At 64.4% G+C, this 16763-nt stretch carries 21 protein-coding genes; 6 read left to right on the forward strand and 15 right to left on the reverse strand.

The window, feature by feature from the left end; all coding sequences use genetic code 11:
• The first annotated feature begins 46 nt into the window (after window positions 1-46).
• Genes L858_RS0104745 through L858_RS0104755 form a run of 3 tightly spaced genes read left to right on the forward strand, consistent with a single transcriptional unit; the run spans window position 47 to window position 3858 of the window.
• Window positions 47-2797, forward strand: coding sequence for an ATP-dependent DNA helicase (locus L858_RS0104745; protein WP_022682005.1), 2751 nt, complete (start codon window positions 47-49; stop codon window positions 2795-2797).
• Entirely contained in the window at window positions 2794-3333 is a 540-nt protein-coding gene (locus L858_RS0104750; RefSeq protein WP_022682006.1) for a SixA phosphatase family protein, read from the forward strand. Before L858_RS0104745 ends, L858_RS0104750 begins: the two co-directional genes overlap by 4 nt.
• Window positions 3334-3339: 6 nt before the next feature.
• Window positions 3340-3858: a GNAT family N-acetyltransferase gene (locus L858_RS0104755; protein ID WP_022682007.1), complete on the forward strand. Its 519-nt coding sequence runs from the start codon at window positions 3340-3342 to the stop codon at window positions 3856-3858.
• A gap of 1 nt (window position 3859) precedes the next feature.
• On the opposite strand, the gene L858_RS0104760 is transcribed toward L858_RS0104755, so the two are convergent.
• The 5 genes from L858_RS0104760 to rpmF all read right to left on the reverse strand — a co-directional run bounded on the left by L858_RS0104760 (window position 3860) and on the right by rpmF (window position 6976).
• A complete protein-coding gene (locus L858_RS0104760) occupies window positions 3860-4213 on the reverse strand; it encodes a MerR family transcriptional regulator (RefSeq protein ID WP_022682008.1) in 354 nt (117 codons plus the stop codon).
• 75 nt (window positions 4214-4288) lie between these two features.
• Window positions 4289-4585, reverse strand: coding sequence for an integration host factor subunit alpha (gene ihfA, locus L858_RS0104765; RefSeq protein ID WP_022682009.1), 297 nt, complete (start codon window positions 4583-4585; stop codon window positions 4289-4291).
• Window positions 4586-4739: 154 nt separating this feature from the next.
• Window positions 4740-5708: a beta-ketoacyl-ACP synthase III gene (locus tag L858_RS0104770; RefSeq protein WP_022682010.1), complete on the reverse strand. Its 969-nt coding sequence runs from the start codon at window positions 5706-5708 to the stop codon at window positions 4740-4742.
• Window positions 5705-6763, reverse strand: coding sequence for a phosphate acyltransferase PlsX (gene plsX / locus L858_RS0104775; RefSeq protein ID WP_022682011.1), 1059 nt, complete (start codon window positions 6761-6763; stop codon window positions 5705-5707). Before plsX ends, L858_RS0104770 begins: the two co-directional genes overlap by 4 nt.
• A gap of 33 nt (window positions 6764-6796) precedes the next feature.
• Window positions 6797-6976 carry a 50S ribosomal protein L32 gene (gene rpmF, locus L858_RS0104780; RefSeq protein ID WP_022682012.1) on the reverse strand — a complete coding sequence of 60 codons (180 nt, stop codon included), beginning with the start codon at window positions 6974-6976 and terminating at the stop codon, window positions 6797-6799.
• A 214-nt stretch (window positions 6977-7190) separates the two neighbouring features.
• Between rpmF and L858_RS0104785 the strand changes: the two genes are divergently transcribed.
• Window positions 7191-7622: an MAPEG family protein gene (locus tag L858_RS0104785; protein WP_022682013.1), complete on the forward strand. Its 432-nt coding sequence runs from the start codon at window positions 7191-7193 to the stop codon at window positions 7620-7622.
• A gap of 1 nt (window position 7623) precedes the next feature.
• Here L858_RS0104785 and L858_RS0104790 read toward each other — a convergent pair whose 3' ends face one another.
• From L858_RS0104790 to L858_RS0104810, 5 genes are read right to left on the reverse strand one after another with little or no spacing between them, the layout of a single operon-like run.
• Window positions 7624-8280 carry an MBL fold metallo-hydrolase gene (locus tag L858_RS0104790; RefSeq protein ID WP_028055826.1) on the reverse strand — a complete coding sequence of 219 codons (657 nt, stop codon included), beginning with the start codon at window positions 8278-8280 and terminating at the stop codon, window positions 7624-7626.
• Between the two features lie 42 nt (window positions 8281-8322).
• The gene (locus L858_RS0104795) at window positions 8323-8748 is read right to left on the reverse strand and encodes an RrF2 family transcriptional regulator (protein WP_022682015.1); all 426 of its coding nucleotides are present in this window, start codon (window positions 8746-8748) and stop codon (window positions 8323-8325) included.
• A gap of 40 nt (window positions 8749-8788) precedes the next feature.
• On the reverse strand, window positions 8789-9829 hold the full coding sequence (locus tag L858_RS0104800) for a glycerophosphodiester phosphodiesterase (RefSeq protein WP_028055827.1): 1041 nt from the start codon (window positions 9827-9829) through the stop codon (window positions 8789-8791).
• The gene (locus L858_RS0104805; RefSeq protein WP_022682017.1) at window positions 9826-10182 is read right to left on the reverse strand and encodes an ArsC family reductase; all 357 of its coding nucleotides are present in this window, start codon (window positions 10180-10182) and stop codon (window positions 9826-9828) included. Before L858_RS0104805 ends, L858_RS0104800 begins: the two co-directional genes overlap by 4 nt.
• A gap of 4 nt (window positions 10183-10186) precedes the next feature.
• Entirely contained in the window at window positions 10187-10567 is a 381-nt protein-coding gene (locus L858_RS0104810; RefSeq protein ID WP_022682018.1) for a RidA family protein, read from the reverse strand.
• A gap of 131 nt (window positions 10568-10698) precedes the next feature.
• Between L858_RS0104810 and L858_RS0104815 the strand changes: the two genes are divergently transcribed.
• Entirely contained in the window at window positions 10699-11046 is a 348-nt protein-coding gene (locus tag L858_RS0104815; RefSeq protein ID WP_022682019.1) for a hypothetical protein, read from the forward strand.
• Window positions 11047-11410: 364 nt separating this feature from the next.
• Window positions 11411-11818, forward strand: coding sequence for a thermonuclease family protein (locus tag L858_RS0104820; RefSeq protein WP_022682020.1), 408 nt, complete (start codon window positions 11411-11413; stop codon window positions 11816-11818).
• On the opposite strand, the gene L858_RS0104825 is transcribed toward L858_RS0104820, so the two are convergent.
• The 5 genes from L858_RS0104825 to L858_RS0104845 form a co-directional block, all read right to left on the reverse strand.
• The gene (locus L858_RS0104825) at window positions 11815-12351 is read right to left on the reverse strand and encodes a glycine zipper 2TM domain-containing protein (RefSeq protein ID WP_022682021.1); all 537 of its coding nucleotides are present in this window, start codon (window positions 12349-12351) and stop codon (window positions 11815-11817) included. The genes L858_RS0104820 and L858_RS0104825 overlap by 4 nt on opposite strands.
• 197 nt (window positions 12352-12548) lie before the next feature.
• Window positions 12549-13079: a DUF6680 family protein gene (locus L858_RS22525; RefSeq protein WP_022682022.1), complete on the reverse strand. Its 531-nt coding sequence runs from the start codon at window positions 13077-13079 to the stop codon at window positions 12549-12551.
• A gap of 3 nt (window positions 13080-13082) precedes the next feature.
• Entirely contained in the window at window positions 13083-14138 is a 1056-nt protein-coding gene (locus L858_RS0104835; protein ID WP_022682023.1) for a ribonucleotide-diphosphate reductase subunit beta, read from the reverse strand.
• Window positions 14139-14201: 63 nt separating this feature from the next.
• Window positions 14202-14570: an endonuclease domain-containing protein gene (locus L858_RS0104840; protein WP_022682024.1), complete on the reverse strand. Its 369-nt coding sequence runs from the start codon at window positions 14568-14570 to the stop codon at window positions 14202-14204.
• A gap of 61 nt (window positions 14571-14631) precedes the next feature.
• A complete protein-coding gene (locus L858_RS0104845; RefSeq protein ID WP_022682025.1) occupies window positions 14632-16566 on the reverse strand; it encodes a ribonucleoside-diphosphate reductase subunit alpha in 1935 nt (644 codons plus the stop codon).
• Between the last annotated feature and the right edge of the window lie 197 nt (window positions 16567-16763).

Raw genomic sequence — 16763 nt, forward strand, 5'->3', positions numbered from 1 at the left:
CGATTTTCAGTTTCCCTTTTGTTCCGGCTCGCCTAAAGCCGGGCAAGTGATCGACCCTGCCGCCCTGCCCGCCCTTCACGCCAGCCATGGCGGCATCTGGCTGCGGGAAGGCGGCACCACCCAGGCGGTGGCGAAGGGCATGGCGATCGCCCGCACGGCTGAAACCCCCGCGCTGCTACTGAACGCCCCGCTCGCCGGCCAGCGGCTCGGCTATCCCGAACTGAACGGCCTCGACCTGCTGGAGCTGTGGGCCTTCGTCCACCCGGCCCGCTTCCTGGTGCCGACGCCCAAGGGGCTTGCCGAGGCGCTCGACCTGCAGCGCCCGGCCAATGAGGCGGACATTCCCGCATTGTTGCAGGCGGCGGCCGGCAAGCTGCTCGACACGCTGGCATCCCCCCGCTGGCCGGAGCGCGAAGGCGGCTGGACTTCGGCTCAATCGCTGATGCGCCTACGCTGGCCGTGGGCGCCGCTGGTCACGCCCCGTATCCCCCGCCCTGCCGAAGCGGAGCGCTGGCTCTTCTCCAAATTGCCGGAGTGGGAGGAGGCCCCGCCCCGCCCCGCCCCGCGCACCGTCGCGCTGCAATCGGACGCAGTGTTGGCGCGGCTGGAAAGCCTCACCGGCAGCGGCGCGGAAGAGCGGCCGGGCCAGCGCGCCTATGCTAAGGCGGCGGCGGAGGTATTCCGGCCCAAGGCGCATCGCGATCAACCGAATATGCTGCTCGCCGAGGCCGGCACGGGGATCGGCAAGACGCTGGGCTATCTCGCGCCCGCATCGCTCTGGGCGGGTGAGGCACAGGGGACGGTGTGGATTTCCACCTACACCAAGGCGCTGCAGCGGCAGTTAGACCGCGAATCCCTGCGCCTCTTTCCGGATCCCGCGACGGCGGCCCGGCGCGTCGTGGTGCGCAAGGGGCGGGAAAATTATCTCTGCCTGCTGAACCTCGAAGATGCGTTGCAGGGCGGCTTCACCGGACGCGCGGCGATATTGGCGCAGCTGGTGGCGCGCTGGGCCGCCTTCTCCAAGGATGGCGACATGGTGGGCGGCGACCTGCCCGGCTGGCTGCCGACCCTGTTCCGCCGCAACGGGTCGACCGCGCTGACCGACCGGCGGGGCGAATGCATCTATGCCGGCTGCCCCCATTATCGCCGCTGCTTCATCGAGCGCTCGGCGCGCGCCTCGGCGGAGGCGGACATCGTCATCGCCAACCATGCGCTGGTGATGATCAACGCCGCGCGCGGGCGGGAAATAGGGCAGGCGCCGCAGCGCATCGTCTTCGATGAAGGGCATCATCTGTTCGACGCCTCCGATTCGACCTTCTCTGTCGCGCTGTCCGGGCAGGAGGCGATCGAACTGCGCCGGTGGGTGATGGGGCCGGAGGGCAATTCGCGCGGCCGGAGGCGGGGCCTTGCCGCCCGCCTGTCGGACCTTGCCAGCTATGACGAACAGGGCGGCGAGGCAATCCGGGCGGCGGCCGAGGCAGCCCGCGCCCTGCCTGCCGACGAATGGCTGAAGCGCATCGTCGCGGGCGAGCCGTTCGGCCCGGTCGAGGAACTGCTGGCGGCGGTGCGCGCGACCGTCTATGCGCGCGCCGCCGACACGGGCGAGGCTGACGCGGGCTATGGGCTGGAAACCGAGCTTGCCGAGCCCGACGGGGCGCTGGTCGAGGCCGCGCAGGAGGCAGCCCGGGCGCTCGATGCGCTGGTGAGGCCGCTGACGCACCTTGGCAAGCGGATGGAAGCGGTGATCGAGGAAGCCCCCGATTGGCTGGACGGCGCGGCGCGCGCGCGGGTGGAGGGGGCGATCGCCTCGCTCGGCTGGCGGCGCGACCTGATCACCGCCTGGCTCTCCTTGCTGGCGCGGATTGGCGGCCCCGCCGACGCGGACTTCGTCGATTGGCTGGCGGTCGACCGCGTCGAGGGGCGGGAATATGACATCGGCATCCACCGCCACTGGCTCGATCCGACGCGGCCTTTGGCGGAAACGGTGCTGAAGCCGGCGCAGGGCGTACTGATCACATCGGCGACGCTGAAGGGCGGCGGCGACTGGGACAATGCGGAGAAGCGCAGCGGCACCACCCATCTCCCGCGCGGGCCGGAGCGGTTCGAGGCGGCGAGCCCCTTCGACTATCCCGGCCGCGCCGAAGTGCTGATCGTCACCGACATCAAGCGCGGCGACATCGCGGCGCTGTCGGGCGCCTATGCCCGGCTGATCGAGGCGGCGGGCGGCGGCACGCTCGGCCTTTTCACCGCAATCCGGCGGCTGCGCGCAGTCCATGCGCGGATCGCCGACCGGCTGGCGCGGGCGGGGCTGCCACTCTACGCGCAGCATGTCGATCCGATGGACACCGGCACGCTGATCGACATTTTCCGCGACGATCCGCGCGCCTCGCTGCTCGGCACCGACGCATTGCGCGATGGCGTGGACGTGCCGGGCCATTCGCTGCGGCTGGTGGTGATGGAGGGCGTGCCCTGGACGAAGCCGACCGTGCTGCATGCTGCGCGCAAGCTGGCAGGCGGCGGCTCCGCCTATGACGACCGGCTAATCCGCGCGCGGCTGGCGCAGGCGTTCGGACGGCTCATCCGGCGGGCGGAGGACCGGGGCAGCTTCGTCATCCTCTCCGCCGCGATGCCCAGCCGCCTACTCAGCGCCTTCCCGCCCGGCACGCCGATCCGCCGCCTGACGCTCGATGAAGCCATCATTGCGGTGAGCAGCCATTCGCGCCCTAGCCTTGGCGGACCTCTCTCGTTAGGGCATCGTGACGTCGAATCCGGCACTCACGACCTGGAGCGAAAATGAAGCGGTTGACCCTGTTGCGCCATGCCAAGTCCGACTGGGACGATCCCGTCGCCAGGGACTTCGACCGCCCGCTGAACCGGCGGGGCGAGAAGGCGGCGCAATTGATGGGGCAGTTCGCCCAGTCGCGGGGCATGCGGTTCGATCTGCTGGTCGCCTCCCCCGCCGTCCGTGTGGTGCAGACGCTGGAAACATTTTTTGTCGGCTATGGCGAGACGATCGACCCGCGATGGGACCGGCGCATCTATCTCGCCTCCGCGCCGACGCTGTTCGACGTCATCCGCGATCTGCCCGAGAGCGCGGGCAGCGTCCTGATGGCAGGGCATAATCCGGGGCTGGAGGAACTGATCCTCGACCTGGTGCCCGACGGCACGGGGCCGCTGCGCGAGGATGTGGAGGTGAAGTTTCCGACCGCCAGCATCGCGGAGCTTGACCTGCCGATCGACCGCTGGACCGAAGCCAAGCCGGACATTGCCACGCTCGCCAGCTTCACGCGCCCACGCGACCTCGACCCCGCACTCGGGCCGGGTTCGCGCTGAACGGCAATGACGCCGATCCTGTGGCGGCGGGCCGGCCCCAAGGATGCAGCCGCCCTGTCGGTGCTGGGCGGGGCCACATTCCTCGCCAGCTTCGCCCATGATCATCCCGGCGAAGCGCTGATCGCTCATATCCGGGACGCGCATGGGCCCGCTTATTATGAGGCCGCCCTCGCCGATCCGGCATGCACCATTCTGATCGGCGAAACGCCGCTGCGTGCGCCCGTTGCCTATGCCATGCTGACCCCGCCAGACCTGCCGACCGAAACATGTGCCGACGATATCGAACTCAAGCGCATCTACCTGCTTGGCGGCTGGCAGGGCGCCGGCCATGGCGACGCGCTGATGCAGCGGGTGGTGGATGAGGCAAAGGCGCAGGGTGCCGCGCGGCTGCTATTGGCCGTCTATCCGCAGAATGACCGAGCGAAGCGTTTTTATGCGCGCCATGGGTTTGCGGAGATTGGCGAGACGCTGTTCATGGTCGCCGGCGTCCCTTTCCGCGACCTGATCTACGCGAGCGATCTCTAGCCTATTCGCCGATGGCGCGGGCCAGCGCCGCGCGGATTGCCTCCAGACGGGGAAGCAGGTCGGCTTCGGGGCGCCCTGCGTCATTCACGGCCGGTTGAGGCACCGGGCTGTCCCCGTTCCCGTCCGCCAGCGCCTTCTGCGCGCCGCGGACGGTAAAGCCCTCTATATTCAGCAGATGATTGATGCGCCGCACCAGATCGACATCGGCCGGCCGGTAATAGCGGCGATTGCCCGATCGCTGCAACGGACGCAGCTGGGTGAAGCGCGTTTCCCAGTAGCGCAATATATGTTGCGGTAGCCCCAGTTCGCTTGCCAGCTCACTGATGGTCAGAAATGCGCCGTCAGCCTTTTCCATGAATGCGATGTTGCATCCCCTGCTGCGGACAGGTCAACCGCCGGAACGACGGGGCGGGTCGAAACGCGCCTTATGTCAGGCGGAGGCGACCTTGTCCCGCATCGTCTGGCTGGCGCGGAAGGTCAGCACGCGGCGCGGCTCGATCGGTACTTCGACCCCCGTCTTGGGATTGCGGCCCATCCGCTGCGTCTTGTCGCGCAGCACGAAGGTGCCAAAGCTGGAGATTTTCACATTTTCCCCGCGCTCCAGCGCAGAAGACATATGCTCCAATATGGATTCGATCAGCGTTGCCGCCTCGGCCCTGGACAAGCCAATATGACGATTAACGCTCTCTGCCAAATCCGCGCGCGTCAAAGTCCCTGTCCCAGTCATCGGCTTTCCCCACCTTGATCACCGTCGAGCCTAAATGCGGATGATCACTGGATAATGTGCGCGATTCAAAGCGATTCTGCAAGATGGAGAGCAGCGTCCCGGAGCCAGGCAGAAGACCCGGTGAATTTTCCGCATCGGCAGGGAAAGATCGGGATCAGACGCGCAAAACGCTGGCGCCCCAGGTGAAGCCGCCGCCCATCGCCTCCAGCACGAGCAGGTCGCCGGGCTTGATACGCCCGTCCCGCATCGCGAGGTCCAGCGCCAGCGGCACCGAAGCGGCCGAGGTGTTCGCATGCCGATCGACGGTCATGACGACCTTGTCGGGCGAGAGCTTGAGCTTGCGCGCGGTGGCGTCGAGGATGCGCGCATTGGCCTGATGCGGGATGAGCCAGTCGATCTCGGTCGGCGGCAGGCCCGCCGCTTCCATCACCTCGGTCAAAACCGATGCCAGGTTGGTGACGGCATGGCGGAAGACTTCCTGCCCCCTCATCCGCAGCTTGCCCACGGTCTGGGTGGTGGACGGGCCGCCATCGACATAGAGAAGCTGGTTGTGGCGGCCGTCGGCATGCAGCTTGGAAGCGAGGATGCCCCGCTTGCCATTCGCGCTTTCCTCAGCGCCCAGTACGACCGCGCCGGCACCGTCGCCGAACAGGACGCAAGTGGTGCGGTCTTCCCAGTCAAGGATCCGGCTGAAGGTTTCCGATCCGATCACCAGCGCCCTTTTCGCCGCGCCCGAGCAGATCATGCTGTCTGCGACCGTCACGGCATAAAGGAAGCCCGAGCAGACCGCTGCCACGTCGAAGGCGATGCAATCATTGATGCCCAGCGCCGCCTGCACGATCGTGGCCGTCGCGGGAAAGGTCTGGTCGGGTGTCGCGGTGGCGAGGATGATGAGGTCGATGTCCTGCGCGCTCAGCCCCGCTGCCTCCAGCGCATTGCGCGCCGCATCGGTGGCAAGGGTCGAGGTGGTTTCGCCTTCACCCGCGATGTGGCGGCTGCGAATGCCGGTGCGTTCAACGATCCACTCGTCGCTGGTGTCGACAGTCTCGGCCAGTTCGGCATTGCTGACCTTGCGCGCCGGCAGGGCGGAGCCCGTGCCCAGAAGGATGGATCGGCGGATCACTTTGCAGGCAGCTCCAACTTGGACCCAGCGGCCGTCAGCCCCTCGATCCCGTGCATGTCGGCGGCGATCCGCCGGGTAATATCTTCTTCCAGCAGGCGCGCGGCGACATGGACCGCGTTGGCGACGCCCTTGTCGTTGGCGCTGCCATGGCTCTTCACCACGACGCCGTTGAGGCCGAGGAAGACCGCGCCATTATGGTTGTTCGGGTCGAGATGATGCTTGAGCAGGTGCATCGCCGGCTTCGAAATCAGGAAGCCCAGCTTCGAGCGGATCGAGCTGGTGAAGGCGGTGCGCAGCAGGTCGGTGACGAAGCGGGCGGTCCCCTCCGCCGTCTTGAGCGCAACGTTGCCGGAAAAGCCGTCCGACACGATCACATCGACATCGCCGCGCCCGATCTTGTCGCCTTCGATGAAGCCCTCGAAGGACAGCGGCAGGCTGGTCGCGGCGCGCAGGATGGCGGCGGCATCGCGGATTTCCTCGGTGCCCTTCATCTCCTCCGTGCCGATATTCATCAGCCGGACGCGCGGGCGCTCCAGGTCAAGGGCGATGCGGGCATAGGCCGCGCCCATCACGGCGAACTGCACAAGGTTGCGCGCGTCGCATTCCGTGTTGGCGCCAAGGTCGAGCATGACCACATCATTGTCGCCAAGGGTCGGCAGCATGGCGGCCAGCGCCGGGCGATCGACGCCCTTCATGGTGCGCAAGGCAAGCTTCGCCATCGCCATCAATGCGCCGGTATTGCCGGCGGAGACGGCAGCACCGCACTCACCCGCCTTCACCGCCGCGATCGCCATGCTCATCGAGCTGGTCTTCTTGCGGATGGCGACGCTGGGCTTGTCGCCCGAATCGACCACATCGGGGGCGTGAACAACCTCCGACGCGGCACGCAGGTTCGGGTGATCGTCAAGCGCGGCCTTGATCCGCGCTTGGTCTCCGAAAAGGGTGAAGCGCAGTCCTTCGTGGCGGTGACGGGCGAGCGCAACACCCGCCATCATCACGCGCACGCCTTCATCCCCGCCCATCGCGTCGATTGCGATTCGCGGTTGACTGGACAAGTTAACGCACCCTTTTCAGGAGAAATTCAGCTGTCAGGCCCCGACGGCCACGACTTCGCGGCCGTTATAGTGGCCGCAGCCTTCGCACAGATTATGCGGGCGCTTCAGTTCGCCACAGTTGGAGCATTCCTGATAGGCTTCGACGCGCAGCGCATCGTGGCTGCGGCGCATACCACGGCGGGACGGGGAAGTTTTCCTCTTGGGGACAGCCATGTCGGCACCTTATTCCATAGATTGATCTGTTAGTGCGACTGGCCGTATCCGATGGATGTCGACGCCAACGGCGCCGCAGACCCATGCGGCCCGGATGATCGCGAAGCCCTGCGCCTATAGCGCTTTTTGGCAGAGGCGCAAGTCCTTCCTTGCCCCCTCGCCGCCGCCCTTTATGGTGCGGCCATAAAGATCATTCGCTTGAGGGGATTTGCCGATGTTGCTGCCGATCACGCTGACGCTGGCGGCCGCCTGCGCCTTCCTGAACCTGTGGCTGGCGAGCCGGTGCGTCCGGGTAAGGATGGGGGCAAAGCTGCTGCATGGCGACGGCGGCAACAGCCTGATGGGCAAGCGCATGCGCGCCCACGCCAATTTCGCGGAATATACGCCGATCATCCTGATCCTGTTCGGCCTGGTGGAGCTGGCGCTCGGCCCGTCCAACTGGCTGTGGGGCGCGGCGCTGCTCTATGTGCTTGCGCGAATCGGCCATGGCTTCGGCATGGACCGTGACGCGCCCAACCCCTGGCGAGCGGGCGGCGCGCTGCTGACCTGGGCGGTGATGGTGGGGCTGGCGGTCGCGGCGCTGCTTGTCGCCTATCAGGCGACGCGGGTCATTCCTGCGCCGCCGGCTCTGGCGGTCAGCGACTGACTCAGGCCAGCACCGCGTCCCCGACGAAGGGATTGGTGCGCCGCTCATGCGCGAAATTGCTCATCGGGCCATGTCCCGGCACGAAGGCGGTATCGCCGCCAAGCGGCCAGAGCTTGCCCGTGATCGCATCGATCAGGTCCTGATGATTGCCCATCGGGAAATCGGTGCGGCCGATCGACCCTTGGAACAGCACGTCGCCGACGATGGCAAGCTTGCTGGGGGCATGGTGGAAGACCACATGGCCGGGCGTGTGGCCGGGGCAATGATAGACGTCGAGCACAAGATTGCCGACGCTCACCTGATCGCCATCGTCAAGCCAGCGATCGGGCTCGAACACCTCGCCGTTCACGCCATAGCGCGCACCATCCTCATCCAGACGATCGATCCAGAAGCGGTCGCCCTCATGCGGCCCCTCGATCGGCACGTTGAGCTCGCGCGCCAATATGCCGGCCTCTCCGCAATGATCGATGTGGCCGTGGGTGACCAGGATCTTCTCGATCGTGACGCCATGCTGTTCCGCCGCCTTCTTGAGCATCGGCAGATCACCGCCGGGATCGACGAAGGCGCCCCGATTGGTCGCCGTGCACCAGAAGAGGGTGCAGTTCTGCTGGAGCGGTGTCACGGGAATCAGCGCGGCTTTGAGGGGTGGTGTCATCATGGCCCAGATGTGGCGAAGCCGCACGCCCCGCGCAAGCCCCTGCTACGACAGTTCCTCGGCCGCGAGCGGCTCGGCCAGGCTGATGCCGTCGAGCACCTTCGCCGTTTCATCGCGCACCCGCAGCATCACGCGATGGAGCCGGCATTCCGATTCGGGCAGGCAGTTGGTGCATGTCTCGTGCGCGAAGCGGCTGGCGCAGGGCGTCAGCGCCAGCGACCCGCGCGTCAGCCGGACGATGTCGCCATAGCTGATGTCCACCGGCGCCAGCGCCAGCCAGTAGCCGCCGTCCCGCCCGCGCTGCGTCGCGACCAGCCCCTCCCGCGCCAGTTCGGACAGGATCACGGTCAGGAATTTGGACGGGATATTCTGGCGCGTCGCGATCTCGTTCAGGGGCACGGGCCCTTGTCGGTATCGGTCTGCCAGATGTTGGAGAGCACGGATGGCGTAACGGGTCTTCTGCGAGAGCATGGGACAGTTATTCGCCTCCGCCGCCGATTTGACAAGCCATTCAGGGGACCGATGTCAGCGCAGCGCGAGCCTGTCCGGGAAAGTCGCTGAAAAAGGCATCGACGCCGGTCTTGGCCACCGCCCGTACATAGCCCGCAAAGTCGCCCCTGCCCTGCGGATCGCTGGGCCGCTGGAAAGCGGACGGCAAGAAGCTGTTTTCCATGCGCAGCGTCCAGACATGGACCTGCAGCCCTGCGTCATGGGCGCGGGCGACCAGACCGGTGGCTCCCTCCGGGGCGAGGACCAGCCCCGCCGCCGGACCGATGCCGTCGGCATAGTCGGCAACCTGCTTCAATCCCTCCAGCGTCAGCATGTCGGCATAGGAGGTGCCGGGCAGGTCCGCAGGCCCGCCCTCACTGTCCACAAGCTGGATCAGGCGCAGCCGCGATACGGCGCGGATTGCCTTCAGGTTGCCCACTTCGAACGACTGGATGAAGACCGGGTCCGCCTCCGTCTGATAGCCATAGCGGCTCAGCAGATCGAGCAAGGGCGCCTGATGGGGCAGACCGATGCCGGCGAAATAGCTCGGATGCTTGGTTTCGGGATAGAGGCCGATGCGGCGGCCGGCTTCCGCCTCCTTGGCGCGGACCAGCTTCAATATCTCCTCGAATGTCGGCACCAGATAGAGATCATCGAAGCGGCTGTTGGCCGCGCGAAGCTGCGGCAGCCGCTCTCTCGCGCGCAGGGTGCGCAGTTCGGCAAGGGTGAAATCCTCGGTGAACCAGCCGGTGACCGAAGCGCCGTCGATCGTCTTCACCGTCTTGCGATCGGCAAATTCGGGACGATCCGCGACATCGGTGGTGCCGCTGATCTCATTTTCATGCCGGGCGACGAGCACCCCGTCCCTGGTGAGGACAAGGTCGGGCTCGATATAGTCGGCGCCCTCATCGATGGCGCGCTCATAGGCGGCGAGCGTATGTTCGGGCCGCTCGCCGCTGGCGCCGCGATGCGCGATGATCAGGGGTTCGGCCATGGCCTGCGTCACCGGGGAAAGAGCAAGGAGGAGGATGGCGATGGTTCGGAGCATCCTCCCGAGGGTCATGCCTTCACGCGCTCCAGCGCCTCTTCATAGGTGGTCGCCTTGAAGCCGACGATGGTGCGGTCGCCCAGGTCCAGGATCGGGCGCTTGATCATCGACGGGTTGGCGGTCATCAGCAGGATCGCCTTCTCCGCGTCGATATGCGCCTTGTCGCCCGCGTCCAGCGCCTTGAAGGTGGTGCCGGAACGGTTGAGGATGGTTTCCCACCCATGTTCCATCACCCATTCCTCCAGTTTGCCCTTGTCGACGCCCGACACCTTATAGTCGTGGAAGCTGTAGGCCTTGCCGCTATTGTCCAGGAAATTGCGCGCCTTCTTGATCGTGTCGCAATTCTTGATGCCGTACATGGTGAGCATGGGATTATCCCTTGAAGGCGGTGACTTCGATCTCGATCTTCATTTCCGGCTTGATAAGGCCGACGACGACGCAGCTGGCCGCAGGGCGAATCTCGCCGAAGACGGACGCGGTCGCTTCGCCCAGCACGTCCCAATAGGCGGGGTCGGTGATATAATAGGTCACGCGCACCACGTCCGCGAACGAGAAGCCGGCGTCTTCCAGCGCCTTGCCGATGACCTTCAGCGCGTTCCTGCCCTGATCAACGACGCTTTCCGGCATCGCCTTGGTTTCGGGATCGGTGCCGGTGGTGCCGGCGACGAAGCACCAGTCGCCCTGGACAACGGCGCGGGAATAGCCGACCTGCGCCTCGAAGGGCGAGCCGGAGGTAATGAGCTGGCGGGGCATGGAAAGACCTTTGCGGTGCGAAGGGGATTGCGGCGGCTCTTGCCCGCTTTCGCCCCGCCCTGTCCAGTGGCTTTTGCGCCCCAAGGAACGGCGGCGGCACTGGTCCGTTGGTGTGGCAAAGGAGACATGCCATGGACCAGCCCGACAAGGACCGCTTTCCCGACAGCATCGAAGAAAATGACGAGCAGCGCGACGAAGGATCGCAGGCGCAGACGGTGACCGACGACGCCCGCGTCCGCTCGACCGACTTGTCGGAGGATAGCGAGCGCGGCGGCAAGTCCAACCCGGCGCAGATCATACCCGACGACACGCCCGATCTGGTCGAGCGGATGGAGGAAATGAACCGCTCCGGACATATCGACAATGACGCCTATCTCGGCGAGCCGATGATGGACGATGAGGAAAGCTCGCTCGGCCAGACCGATCTTGAGGATGACGAGGAAGGCCTGGAGCCTACCGACATAGTGGATGAGGGCTGACGTGAATATGGTGAAACAAAGCTCCTTTCATCCTGGTCATCCCGTGCTCGACCCGGGATCCCGCTTTTCTTCACTCTGCGCGTGAGGAAGCCGAACCCCGGGTCAACCCCGGGGTGACGGAGCGATGAGGCGGACTTCGGATTCAGGTAATTAAAGCCTGTTGAGCAGCACACGTCCTACTCCGTTCGTTCTGAGGTCGAAGAACGCGCGCAGCCTTCGACGTTCGATCGAACCAAGTGGCGTCGTTCGAACAACGCGAACGGCTTGCCTTACAACCGACGCCTTTTCCCATGAGCCTCCATAGCGGAGGAACTGTGGATCAGCTTGCGCGGGCGGTGCGGACCAAGCTTCCTATGCTCGCCTGATGGTTCGCTTCGCTGCTTGCTCACTCGCCCTCCTGTCCCTTTCCTCACCGGCAACAGCGTCCGGGTTCGCGCTGTGCCACGGTGCGATCCGTGGCGACTGCGTGGTGGATGGCGACACATTCTGGTTCGGCGGGCAGAAGATCAGGGTGGCGGACATCGACACGCCGGAAACGCACGGACCGCGCTGCGAGGCCGAGGCGGAACTCGGCGCGCGCGCGACCGAGCGGCTGCGGGCATTATTGAGCGAGGGCGGCTTCGCGCTGGAGCCGGTGGGGCAGGAGCGCGACCGCTACGGCCGCACTCTGCGCGTCGTCAAGCGGGAAGGCCGCTCGATTGGGTCGGCGCTGATAAAAGAAGGGCTGGCGCGCCCGTGGACGGGTTCGCGCCAGCCCTGGTGCCGTAGTTAACGGCAACTCACTCCGCCGCGATCGATCTCGCGGCCCAGCAGCGCGCCAGCGCCGCCGCCGATCAGGGTGGTCAACAGGCTCGATCCGCCGCGATCCAGCTGGTTGCCGAGCAACCCACCCAGCGCCGCGCCGACGATCAGACCGGTGGTGCCGTCAGAACGGCGGCAATAATAGCGATCGTCATAGCCGCGATAGATGCGCATATTGCGGTTCACGCGGATCGGCTCATAGCCGGTGCGGTAATAGCGGTCCGGGCGGTAGGACCGTCCGTAGCGCGGGTCGGGCCGGTTCCAGTCATAATTATAGACTGTTCTGCCGGGGCGCTTCCACTGGCCATTGTGACGGCCATTGTCGTGGCGGCCGTCGCGCTTCCAGTCGCGATCGCCGCGCCGATCGTCACGATCATAGCGGTCCTTGCTCCAGGCGGCTCGATCACGATGGTCGTCGTGGCGCTGCGCCATCGCAGGCGCAGCCGTCAACGTCACCGCGCCCAGCGAAAGCGCGGCAATGGCGGCTTTCAGGTTGAACTTCATCGGGGTGTTTCCTTGTTCTGATTTCGATCAGCCAAGGAAGAACACATGAGGCGACGAGCCGTTGCATGAACGGAACAAAACGGGGTGTTCATTCTGTGATCAGATGCAGTCGGCTACCCCATTCGATTGGAAGCATAAGTGAACCGCAGGAGCGGTTCCTTCATTTTTGGCGCACCATGTGTCGCTCCAATCAGCTTTCACTGGGCCGCAACAGCACGTGCCGGAACTGTGTAGCCTACCTCCACCTTAACGGCAGTTTCACCTCTCAACAGAGCTAAGGTTTCACTCCTGAGCGACTGGATTGATGCTTGCTCATCTGCCCAGCCCCGGGGAGCATAAACACGGCTACGAAGGTCCACTCCCGTCAAATCTATGCGCAACCGCGCCCCAATTTGTTGAACTAACTCAACAAAGGCAGCCTCTGCGCGTTGATATGCATGACCCAAATGTTCGCCCCCATCGGAAAAACCGCGGTCATTTAGCTTATCTATCAGGCCATTAAACGCGGAGATTATCTCCGTGCATCCCGAAAATTCTACAGGGATCATGTTCAAGGCACCAACCCAATCAGGGTGCAGCCAATTCGCTCGCCATTGCATCAAGGATCGGAATATCTGAATTTTCCGGGAGTAATCGTTATCACGCTTCTGGTACCAGAGCGTGATAACGACTGCCACAATCGGGCCGACCAACGTTGCTAAGATTATAGCCCAATCCCCGATCCTCATTTCTTACTCCGCCGCGATCCCCGCAGCCTTGAACATGTCCGGATCGCCAGCCTCGTCCACATTGGCGGCGTCGCCGCTCTTGAGCTTCTTGCGGCGGTCGAAGGCGTCCCAGACGTCGTTCCACTGGCCGCGCGTGGCTGCCTTCGAATATTCCGTCGCGCGGGTTTCGAAGAAGTTGGCATGCTCCACGCCGTTCAGCAGCGGGGTCAGCCAGGGCAGCGGATGCTCGTCGATCATGTAGATGGGCTTGAGGCCCAGCTGCCCCAGCCGCCAGTCGGCGATGTAGCGGACATATTTCTTGATGTCCTTGGGCGTCATGCCGGGCACCGGGCCCATTTCGAAGACGAGATCGACGAAGGCGTCCTCGATCCGCACCGTCTTCTGGCACATGTCCATAATGTCTTCCTTGACCGCGTTGGTCAGGCAGTCGCGCTCCTTCACGAAGGCGTGGAACAGGCGGATGATGCCCTCGCAATGCAGCGTCTCGTCGCGGACGGACCAGCTGACGATCTGGCCCATGCCCTTCATCTTGTTGAAGCGCGGGAAGTTCATCAGCATCGCGAAGCTGGCGAAGAGCTGCAACCCCTCGGTGAAGCCGCCGAACATGGCGAGCGTCTTGGCGATATCCTCGTCCGTGTCGACGCCGAACTGCTGGAGATAGTCGTGTTTGTCCTTCATCTCCTTATACTGCATGAAGGCGCTGTACTCGCTCTCCGGCATGCCGATCGTGTCGAGCAGATGCGAGTAAGCGGCGATGTGGACCGTCTCCATGTTGCTGAACGCGGTCAGCATCATCTTGACCTCGGTCGGCTTGAACACCCGGCCATATTTTTCGTGGTAGCAATCCTGCACCTCGACATCGGCCTGGGTGAAGAAGCGGAAGATTTGCGTGAGCAGATTGCGCTCATGGTCGGAAAGCTTCTGCGCCCAGTCGCGGCAATCCTCGCCCAGCGGCACTTCCTCCGGCAGCCAGTGCAGCTGCTGCTGGCGCTTCCAGAATTCATAGGCCCAGGGATATTCGAAGGGCTTGTAGACCTTGCTGGCTTGAAGAAGAGGCATGGTGGTTACTCCGCGAATATTCTTATACCCCTCTCCCGCCGGGAGAGGGAGGGGCCCGCGCCGTCAGGCGTGGGAGGGTGAGGGTGAAAGGCGCGCCGCGATCCCCGCTACGACGCCGTCGATATTTTCCATGACTTCATGGTTCCAGAAGCGCAGGACATGATAGCCCTGCGCTTCGAAGTAGCGGCTGCGCGCGGCGTCCTGTTCGGTGCGCTCTGCATGCGTCACGCCGTCCACTTCGATGGCCAGCTTGGCAGCGAAACAGAGAAAGTCCGCAACATAAGGTCCGTACGGCACCTGGCGACGGAACTTCGCTCCAGGGAGCTTCTCGCGCAACGCGTTCCAGAGGCGTTTTTCAGCCTCAGTTGCGTTGCGACGGAGAGTCTTGGCTCGATCCACCGAGCCGGAAGGCAAGTCGCGGTAGTTGCGCATCGCCCTCACCCTTCCGCCGCTACGCGGCTCCCTCCCTCTCCCGGCGGGAGAGAGCTTTAAGTCACTGGCAGGCGAGGCACTCGTCATAGTCGGTCGTCTCGCCAATTTCGAACTTGGGTGCGTCGATCGTATTGTCCGCTTCCACGCCGCCGGCAAAGCCCGCGCGCTGCACCGATTTGGAGCGCAGATAATAGAGCGACTTGATGCCCAATTCCCACGCACGGAAGTGGAGCATCAGGAGATCCCACTTCTCCACGTCCGCCGGGATGAACAGGTTCAGCGACTGCGCCTGGTCGATATAGGGCGTGCGGTCGGCGGCCAGTTCGAGCAGCCAGCGCTGGTCGATCTCGAAGCTGGTCTTGAACGTGTCCTTTTCTTCCTGGCTCAGGAAATCGAGATGCTGGACCGAGCCGCCCTTCTCCAGGATGGAGTTCCAGACCGCGGTCGAGTCCTTCGCCTTCTCGACCAGCAGCTTTTCGAGATAGGGGTTCTTGACCGCGAAGCTGCCCGAAAGCGTCTTGTGCGTGTAGATGTTCGCCGGGATCGGTTCGATGCAGGCCGACGCGCCGCCGCAGATGATGGAGATCGACGCGGTGGGCGCGATCGCCATCTTGCAGGAAAAGCGCTCCATCACGCCCATGTCGGCAGCGTCCGGGCACGGACCGCGCTCGACCGCGAGCTGCATGGACGCTTCGTTCACCTTCTCGTTGATATGCTTGAAGATGCGCAGGTTCCAGCTTTTCGCCATCGCGCCTTCAAAGGGAAGTCCCCGGGCCTGGAGGAAGGAGTGGAACCCCATCACCCCCAGGCCCACTGACCTTTCACGGCTCGCACTATATTTCGCCCGCGCCATTTCATCCGGCGCGCGGTCGATATAGTCCTGCAGCACATTGTCGAGGAAGCGCATGACATCCTCGACAAACTGCTTGTCGTCCTTCCACTCATCCCATGTTTCGAGATTGAGTGACGAGAGACAGCAGACGGCCGTGCGGTCATTGCCGATATGGTCGCGACCCGTCGGCAAAGTGATTTCGGAACAGAGGTTCGATGTCGACACCTTGAGCCCCAGATCGCGGTGATGCTTGGGCATCGTGCGGTTCACGGTGTCGTTGAAGACGATATAGGGTTCGCCGGTGGCGAGGCGCACCTCGACCAGCTTCTGGAACAGGGCGCGGGCGTTGACCGAGCCGCGCACCGACTGGTCTTTCGGGCTGCGCAGGGCAAAGTCCTTGCCGTCGCGCACCGCCTCCATGAACTCGTCGGTCAGTAGCACGCCATGATGCAGGTTCAGCGCCTTGCGGTTGAAGTCGCCGCTCGTCTTGCGGATTTCGAGGAACTCCTCGATCTCCGGATGGGAGATGTCGAGATAGCAGGCGGCCGAACCGCGGCGCAGCGACCCCTGCGAAATCGCCAGCGTCAGGCTGTCCATCACCCGGACGAAGGGGATGATGCCGCTGGTCTTGCCGTTGAGGCCCACCGGCTCGCCGATGCCGCGCACATTGCCCCAATAGGTGCCGATGCCGCCGCCGCGCGAGGCGAGCCAGACATTCTCGTTCCAGGTGTTGACGATGCCTTCCAGGCTGTCATCGACGCTGTTCAGATAGCAGCTGATCGGCAGGCCGCGCCCGGTGCCGCCGTTCGACAGCACGGGGGTTGCGGGCATGAACCAGAGGCGCGAGATATAGTCATAGACGCGCTGGGCATGGTCGGCATCGTCGGCATAGGCGGCGGCGACGCGGGCGAACAGGTCCTGATAGCTTTCGCCGGGCAGCAGATAGCGGTCCTGCAATGTCTCCTTGCCGAACTCCGTCAGCAGCACGTCGCGGCTGGCGTCGGTCACGACATGAAAACGGCGCTCCAGCACGGTGGAGGAACTGGGCGTGGGGTCGGCCTTGGGCGCCGGCGCAGGCTTCTTGTCCGTCACGGTTTCGACCACTTCGTCAATCACGGTTGCCACGTCGCTTGCACTCACCTGTTCACTGTCTCGAAAATCCATGCGAGCCCCCGAATGTTCCTGGTTCGTTCGATTCGGTCAAGCCGATGTCGGTGAACCGAACGAACTTGCATTTTTCAATCGGTCAGGCACGGAGATGGGGCCAGCAGATCGGATCGCAAGACCAAAACTCCCTCCCATTCAGGAACGAGGCCAGCTAACACAATCACAATCTGTTGGGTAACCCCCGTTAACCCGAT

It is taken from the genome of Sphingobium bisphenolivorans (assembly GCF_000412635.1).
Classification (GTDB): Bacteria; Pseudomonadota; Alphaproteobacteria; order Sphingomonadales; family Sphingomonadaceae; genus Sphingobium; species Sphingobium bisphenolivorans.

What these genes read in the sequence shown, in the direction of transcription:
- L858_RS0104820 (WP_022682020.1), top strand. Translation starts at nt 11,411, where the DNA reads ATGGTTCGCTTCGCTGCTTGCTCACTCGCCCTCCTGTCCCTTTCCTCA.
- L858_RS0104815 (WP_022682019.1), top strand. Translation starts at nt 10,699, where the DNA reads ATGGACCAGCCCGACAAGGACCGCTTTCCCGACAGCATCGAAGAAAAT.
- L858_RS0104835 (WP_022682023.1), bottom strand. Translation starts at nt 14,138, where the DNA reads ATGCCTCTTCTTCAAGCCAGCAAGGTCTACAAGCCCTTCGAATATCCC.
- L858_RS0104800 (WP_028055827.1), bottom strand. Translation starts at nt 9,829, where the DNA reads ATGACCCTCGGGAGGATGCTCCGAACCATCGCCATCCTCCTCCTTGCT.
- L858_RS0104795 (WP_022682015.1), bottom strand. Translation starts at nt 8,748, where the DNA reads ATGCTCTCGCAGAAGACCCGTTACGCCATCCGTGCTCTCCAACATCTG.
- L858_RS0104790 (WP_028055826.1), bottom strand. Translation starts at nt 8,280, where the DNA reads ATGATGACACCACCCCTCAAAGCCGCGCTGATTCCCGTGACACCGCTC.
- L858_RS0104845 (WP_022682025.1), bottom strand. Translation starts at nt 16,566, where the DNA reads ATGGATTTTCGAGACAGTGAACAGGTGAGTGCAAGCGACGTGGCAACC.
- L858_RS0104805 (WP_022682017.1), bottom strand. Translation starts at nt 10,182, where the DNA reads ATGCTCACCATGTACGGCATCAAGAATTGCGACACGATCAAGAAGGCG.
- L858_RS0104825 (WP_022682021.1), bottom strand. Translation starts at nt 12,351, where the DNA reads ATGAAGTTCAACCTGAAAGCCGCCATTGCCGCGCTTTCGCTGGGCGCG.
- L858_RS0104760 (WP_022682008.1), bottom strand. Translation starts at nt 4,213, where the DNA reads ATGGAAAAGGCTGACGGCGCATTTCTGACCATCAGTGAGCTGGCAAGC.
- L858_RS0104840 (WP_022682024.1), bottom strand. Translation starts at nt 14,570, where the DNA reads ATGCGCAACTACCGCGACTTGCCTTCCGGCTCGGTGGATCGAGCCAAG.
- L858_RS22525 (WP_022682022.1), bottom strand. Translation starts at nt 13,079, where the DNA reads ATGAGGATCGGGGATTGGGCTATAATCTTAGCAACGTTGGTCGGCCCG.
- rpmF (WP_022682012.1), bottom strand. Translation starts at nt 6,976, where the DNA reads ATGGCTGTCCCCAAGAGGAAAACTTCCCCGTCCCGCCGTGGTATGCGC.
- L858_RS0104755 (WP_022682007.1), top strand. Translation starts at nt 3,340, where the DNA reads ATGACGCCGATCCTGTGGCGGCGGGCCGGCCCCAAGGATGCAGCCGCC.
- L858_RS0104750 (WP_022682006.1), top strand. Translation starts at nt 2,794, where the DNA reads ATGAAGCGGTTGACCCTGTTGCGCCATGCCAAGTCCGACTGGGACGAT.
- L858_RS0104810 (WP_022682018.1), bottom strand. Translation starts at nt 10,567, where the DNA reads ATGCCCCGCCAGCTCATTACCTCCGGCTCGCCCTTCGAGGCGCAGGTC.
- L858_RS0104785 (WP_022682013.1), top strand. Translation starts at nt 7,191, where the DNA reads ATGTTGCTGCCGATCACGCTGACGCTGGCGGCCGCCTGCGCCTTCCTG.
- ihfA (WP_022682009.1), bottom strand. Translation starts at nt 4,585, where the DNA reads ATGACTGGGACAGGGACTTTGACGCGCGCGGATTTGGCAGAGAGCGTT.